Annotated in this window: 6 protein-coding genes and 1 pseudogene; 6 read left to right on the top strand and 1 reads right to left on the bottom strand. The window is 68.2% G+C overall.

Annotation, left to right across the window (positions count from 1 at the left end; translation table 11 throughout):
* Both AC2VOR_RS06625 and AC2VOR_RS06630 read left to right on the top strand, forming a co-directional pair.
* On the top strand, window positions 1-401 hold a 401-nt coding region (locus tag AC2VOR_RS06625), incomplete at its 5' end, for an acyl-CoA thioesterase (RefSeq protein WP_486963426.1).
* A gap of 13 nt (window positions 402-414) precedes the next feature.
* Window positions 415-852, top strand: coding sequence for an SRPBCC family protein (locus AC2VOR_RS06630; RefSeq protein ID WP_486963427.1), 438 nt, complete (start codon window positions 415-417; stop codon window positions 850-852).
* A 7-nt stretch (window positions 853-859) separates the two neighbouring features.
* Here the strand turns inward: AC2VOR_RS06630 and AC2VOR_RS06635 are convergent, their stop codons facing one another.
* Entirely contained in the window at window positions 860-1,552 is a 693-nt protein-coding gene (locus tag AC2VOR_RS06635) for a GntR family transcriptional regulator (RefSeq protein WP_486963428.1), read from the bottom strand.
* 129 nt (window positions 1,553-1,681) lie between these two features.
* Between AC2VOR_RS06635 and fadD5 the strand changes: the two genes are divergently transcribed.
* The 4 genes and pseudogenes from fadD5 to AC2VOR_RS06655 form a co-directional block, all read left to right on the top strand.
* Window positions 1,682-3,349 (top strand): fatty-acid--CoA ligase FadD5, encoded by a 1,668-nt coding sequence (gene fadD5 / locus AC2VOR_RS06640; RefSeq protein WP_486963429.1) that lies wholly within the window; start codon window positions 1,682-1,684, stop codon window positions 3,347-3,349.
* Window positions 3,350-3,624: 275 nt separating this feature from the next.
* Entirely contained in the window at window positions 3,625-4,380 is a 756-nt protein-coding gene (locus AC2VOR_RS06645; RefSeq protein ID WP_486963431.1) for an MlaE family ABC transporter permease, read from the top strand.
* Window position 4,381: 1 nt separating this feature from the next.
* A complete protein-coding gene (locus tag AC2VOR_RS06650; protein ID WP_486963430.1) occupies window positions 4,382-5,251 on the top strand; it encodes an MlaE family ABC transporter permease in 870 nt (289 codons plus the stop codon).
* A gap of 5 nt (window positions 5,252-5,256) precedes the next feature.
* Window positions 5,257-5,436 (top strand): annotated as a pseudogene (locus AC2VOR_RS06655) (MCE-family protein MCE1A); the annotation flags it as partial.

Genomic DNA, 5,436 nt, shown 5'->3' on the forward strand with positions numbered 1-5,436 from the left:
GCACCCGGTGGGCCGACAACGACATGTTCGGCCACCTCAACAACGCGGTCTACTACCAGCTTTTCGACACCGCGATCAACGCCTGGATCAACACCACCACCGGCCTCGACCCGCTCACCACGCCCGCGCTGGGCATCGTCGCGGAGTCGGGCTGCCGCTACCTGTCCGAACTGGGCTTCCCGGACAGCCTCGTGGTGGGCGTGGCGGTGACGCGGCTCGGCAACAGCAGCGCCACCTACCGGCTCGGCGTGTTCCGGCCGGGCGGCGGTCCAGGAGACTCCCGCCCGATCACCGCGCTGGGCCACTGGGTGCACGTCTACGTCGACCGGGACACCCGCAAGCCGGTGCCGATCCCCGACCCGATCCGCGCGCTGCTGTCGACGGCCCGTGTGGACCCATAGATATGCTTCGCCCATGCCAGTTCTGAGCAAGACCGTCGAAGTCCGCGCCGAGGCTGCCGCGATCATGGCCATCGTCGCCGATTTCGAGCGGTACCCGGAGTGGAACGAGGGCATCCGGGGCCTATGGGTGCTCGCCCGCTACGACGACGGGCGCCCCAGCCAGCTGCGCCTCGACACCGAGGTGCAGGGCATGGAGAGCACGTTCATCCAGGCTGTCTACTACCCGGGGGACAACCAGATCCAGACCGTGCTGCAGCAGGGCGACCTCTTCTCCAAGCAGGAGCAGCTGTTCAGCGTGGTGGAGACCGGGACGTCGAGCCTGCTGACGGTGGACATGGACGTGGAGACCTCGATGCCGATCCCCGCGCCCATGGTCAAGCAGCTGCTCAACCAGGTCCTCGACCACCTCGCCGACAACCTCAAGCAGCGCGCCGAACAACTCGCCGGGTGAGCGGCCCTCAGTCGAAGATCCCGGCGCGGTCCAGCATCTCGGTGAGGCGGTCCGCCGCGTCGGTGAACTGCCAGACGGTGTGCTCGGTGACGGCCGCGGCGTCGCGGCGGCGCAGCGCGGAGATCAGCTGCCGGTGGTTGTGCACGGCCGCCGCGCCCCAGTCCGGGTCGCCCGCGTACACCAGCACCGGCATGTAGCGCGCGGCATTCAACAGGAACCAGGCCAGCTTGATCCGGCCGCCGGCCTGGTTGAAGACGCGGTGAAACGCGAACTCGATGTCGGCGATGGTCTCGGCGTCGGCGGTTCCCACGGCCGCCGATAGCGCATCGTTGGTGCGCTCGAGTTCGTCGATCTGGGCGTCGGTGATGTGGGCGGTGGCCGCCGCCGCCAGCTGCTTGGCGATCGTCTCCTGCAGCCAGAAGATGTCCTGGATGTCCTGGCGGGTCAGCGGCAGGACGACGTGGCCGCGGTGCGGCTCCAGCTGCACCATGCCCTCGCCGCGCAGCTTGAGCAGCGCCTCGCGCACCGGGGTGACGCTGACCCCGAGTTCGGCCGCGGTCTCGTCGAGGCGGATGAACGTTCCCGGGCGCAGCTTTCCCGACATGATCGCCGCCCGCAGATGGCCCGCCACCTCGTCGGACAGCTGCGCCCGGCGCAGCGGCCGTCGTCTCCTCGGCCGGGCCGATATCGGTGCGTTCACGGGGGCTGCCTGGGCTTTCAGGGACTTGTCACAGGACCGTCGAGGCCATAGTGTGACCTACACAACACCATGTTTAATCAAATATCAAACTGGCGCAAGCGGCGCGCGAGTGAGGGGAAGGGCGTTTAGTTGACCGCGCAATTGGCCGGCCACCGGACACAGACCGCACACGAACTGGTGCACGAACAGCCCTACCGGGCCCGCCGGCAGAACTGGGTCAACCAGCTCGAGCGGCACGCGCTGATGCAGCCGAACGCGACCGCGCTGAGGTTCCTCGGCAGAACGGTGACGTGGGAGGAACTGCACCGCCGCGTCTCGGCACTGGCCGATGCGCTGAGCCGCCGCGGCGTCGGCTTCGGTGACCGGGTCATGATCCTGATGCTCAACCGCGCCGAGTTCGTCGAGTCGGTGCTCGCGGCGAACATGCTCGGGGCCATCGCCGTCCCGCTGAACTTCCGCCTCACCCCGTCCGAGATCGCCTTCCTGGTCGAGGACTGCGAGGCGCGGGTGGTCATCACCGAGCCGGTGCTCGCCGCGGTGGCCACCGGGGTCCGCGCCATCCAGCCCCTGCTGGCGACGGTCGTGGTCGCGGGCGGCCCCGCCGAGGGCTCCCCCGACGGCGACGTGCTGGCCTACGAGGACCTCGTCGGCGAGATCGGCGACGCCCACCCGCCGGTGGACGTTCCGAACGAGTCGCCCGCGCTGATCATGTACACCTCCGGGACCACCGGCCGCCCCAAAGGCGCCGTGCTGACCCACGCCAACCTGACCGGGCAGACGATGACCGGCCTGTACACCACGGGCGCCAGCATCAACGACGACGTCGGCTTCATCGGTGTCCCGTTCTTCCACATCGCCGGAATCGGCAACATGCTGACCGGGATGCTGCTGGGCACACCCACGGTGATCTACCCGCTCGGCGCCTTCGAGCCCGGTCAGTTGCTCGACGTGCTGGAGGCGGAGCGGGTCACCGGCATCTTCCTGGTTCCGGCGCAGTGGCAGGCCGTGTGCGCCGAGCAGCGGGCGCGGCCCCGCGACCTGAGGTTGCGGGTGATCTCGTGGGGCGCCGCGCCGGCGCCGGACGCGCTGCTTCGGGAGATGTCGGCGACCTTCCCGGGCGCCCAGATCCTGGCCGCGTTCGGCCAGACCGAGATGTCGCCGGTGACGTGCATGCTGCTGGGCGAGGACGCGATCCGCAAGCGCGGCTCGGTCGGCAAGGTGATCCCGACGGTCGCTGCCCGCGTCGTCGACGCGGACATGAACGACGTTCCCGTCGGCGAGGTCGGCGAAATCGTCTACCGGGCACCGACGCTGATGAGCGGCTACTGGAACAACCCGGAGGCCACGGCCGAGGCGTTCGCGGGCGGCTGGTTCCATTCCGGGGACCTCGTCCGCATGGACTCCGACGGCTACGTCTGGGTGGTCGACCGCAAGAAGGACATGATCATCTCCGGCGGCGAGAACATCTACTGCGCCGAGGTCGAGAACGTCCTCGCCGGCCACGAGCGCATCGTCGAGGTCGCCGTGATCGGCCGCACCCACGAAAAGTGGGGCGAGGTGCCGATCGCGATCGCGGCCGTCACCGGTGAGCACCTGCGGCTCGACGAGCTGGACGAGTTCCTGACCGAACGGCTGGCGCGCTACAAGCATCCCAAGGCTCTCGAAATCGTCGAAGCGTTGCCGCGCAATCCCGCCGGCAAGGTGCTCAAGACCGAATTGCGGGTTCGCTACGGGACTCTGGAGGCATCCCAAACGCATTCCGCGACAACGGAATTGATGGGCGAAGAGGGGGATTGACGGAAACTGTAACGTTTGCCCACTGTTGGCGAAGGGTTAATTGTGCAGATGCGGTTCACACGTGCATGGCCATCGGGTACATTCCTGTGGTCCCGGTTACTACTGGCGAGTAGATAGCCGATGGTCACACACGTGGAGTCTGGGCGAGGAGGGGGCGTGCGACACGATCCGCGGGGGTCCCTTCCGGCAGGCGGGGCCGGCGTGAGGGGTTCGTGGTGACGTCAACTTCGACGAGCCGGCGCGGCACCTACCTGGTCGGCTACCTCCGCGACCAGATGCAGACGCCGCTGACGGTGATCGGCGGGTTCTTCCGGATGTGCGTGCTGACCGGAAAGGCGTTGTTCCGCTGGCCGTTCCAGTGGCGCGAGTTCGTCCTGCAGTGCTGGTTCATCATGCGGGTGGCGTTCCTGCCGACGATCATGGTGTCGATCCCGCTGACCGTACTGCTGATCTTCACCCTCAACGTTCTGCTGGCCCAGTTCGGCGCGGCCGACCTGTCCGGGGCGGGCGCGGCGATCGGCGCGGTCACCCAGCTGGGCCCGTTGACCACGGTGCTCGTGGTGGCCGGCGCGGGGTCGACGGCGATCTGCGCGGACCTGGGCGCGCGCACCATCCGCGAGGAGATCGACGCGATGGAGGTGCTCGGCATCGACCCGATCCACCGCCTGGTGGTGCCCCGGGTGATCGCCGCGACCCTGGTCGCCACGCTGCTCAACGGGCTGGTGATCACCGTCGGCCTGGTCGGCGGATACCTGTTCGGGGTCTACCTGCAGAACGTGTCCGGGGGGGCGTATCTGGCCACGCTGACCACCATCACCGGCTTGCCCGAGGTGGTGATCGCGACGGTGAAGGCCGCGACGTTCGGCCTGATCGCCGGGCTGGTCGGCTGCTACCGGGGGCTGACCGTGCGCGGCGGCTCCAAGGGTCTGGGCACCGCGGTGAATGAGACGGTGGTGCTGTGCGTGGTCGCTTTGTACGCGGTGAACGTGGTGCTGACCACCATCGGTGTGCGGTTCGGGACGGGGCACTGACATGTCGACATCTGCTGTGCTGCGCTCCCGATTCCCGCGGGCGGTGGAGAACCTCAACCGCTACGGCGGGGCCGCCGGGCGCGCGGTCGACGACATCGGCCAGATGGGCTGGTTCGGGGCCCAGGCCGTCGGGCACATCCCACACGCGCTGCGCCACTACCGCAAGGAGACGCTGCGGCTGATCGCCCAGATCGGCATGGGCACCGGTGCGATGGCCGTGGTCGGCGGCACCGTGGCGATCGTCGGGTTCGTGACGCTCTCGGGCAGCTCGCTGGTGGCCATCCAGGGTTTCGCTTCGCTCGGCAACATCGGCGTCGAGGCGTTCACCGGGTTCTTCGCCGCGCTGATCAACGTGCGGATCGCCGCGCCTGTGGTGACCGGCATCGCGATGGCGGCCACCGTCGGCGCCGGGGCGACCGCCGAGTTGGGTGCGATGCGCATCAGCGAGGAGATCGACGCCCTGGAAGTGATGGGCATCAAGTCGATCTCGTTCTTGGCCAGCACCCGGATCATGGCCGGGCTGGTCGTGATCATCCCGCTGTACTCGCTGGCGATGATCATGTCGTTTTTGTCCCCCCAGATCACCACCACGGTGTTCTACGGGCAGTCGCACGGCACCTACGAGCATTACTTCCGTACCTTCTTGCGCCCCGACGACGTGTTCTGGTCGTTCCTGGAGGCCATCATCATCACCGCCGTCGTGATGATCACCCACTGCTTCTACGGGTATGAGGCCGGCGGCGGGCCGGTCGGCGTCGGCGAGGCCGTCGGCCGGTCGATGCGCTTCTCGCTGGTCTCGGTGCAGGTTGTCGTGTTGTCGGCCGCGCTGGCGCTCTACGGCGTCAACCCGAACTTCGCGCTCACGGTGTAGCTGCCATGCCCGCCCAGGTCAACAAGCCTCATAAGCCGCCCTACAAGCTGGCCGGGTTGGCGGTGCTGGTCGTGGCCGCGGTGGCCGGCGCGTTGGTGTACGGGCAGTTCCGGGGTGACTTCACGCCCAAGACGAAGTTGACGATGCTGGCCTCGCGGGCGGGGCTGGTGATGGATCCGGGGTCG

The sequence above is a fragment of the Mycobacterium sp. TH-M103 genome (genome assembly GCF_057473785.1).

Coding starts and splice junctions, on each gene's coding strand:
- AC2VOR_RS06645 (WP_486963431.1), top strand. CDS start 3,625: ATGCAGACGCCGCTGACGGTGATCGGCGGGTTCTTCCGGATGTGCGTG.
- AC2VOR_RS06650 (WP_486963430.1), top strand. CDS start 4,382: ATGTCGACATCTGCTGTGCTGCGCTCCCGATTCCCGCGGGCGGTGGAG.
- AC2VOR_RS06630 (WP_486963427.1), top strand. CDS start 415: ATGCCAGTTCTGAGCAAGACCGTCGAAGTCCGCGCCGAGGCTGCCGCG.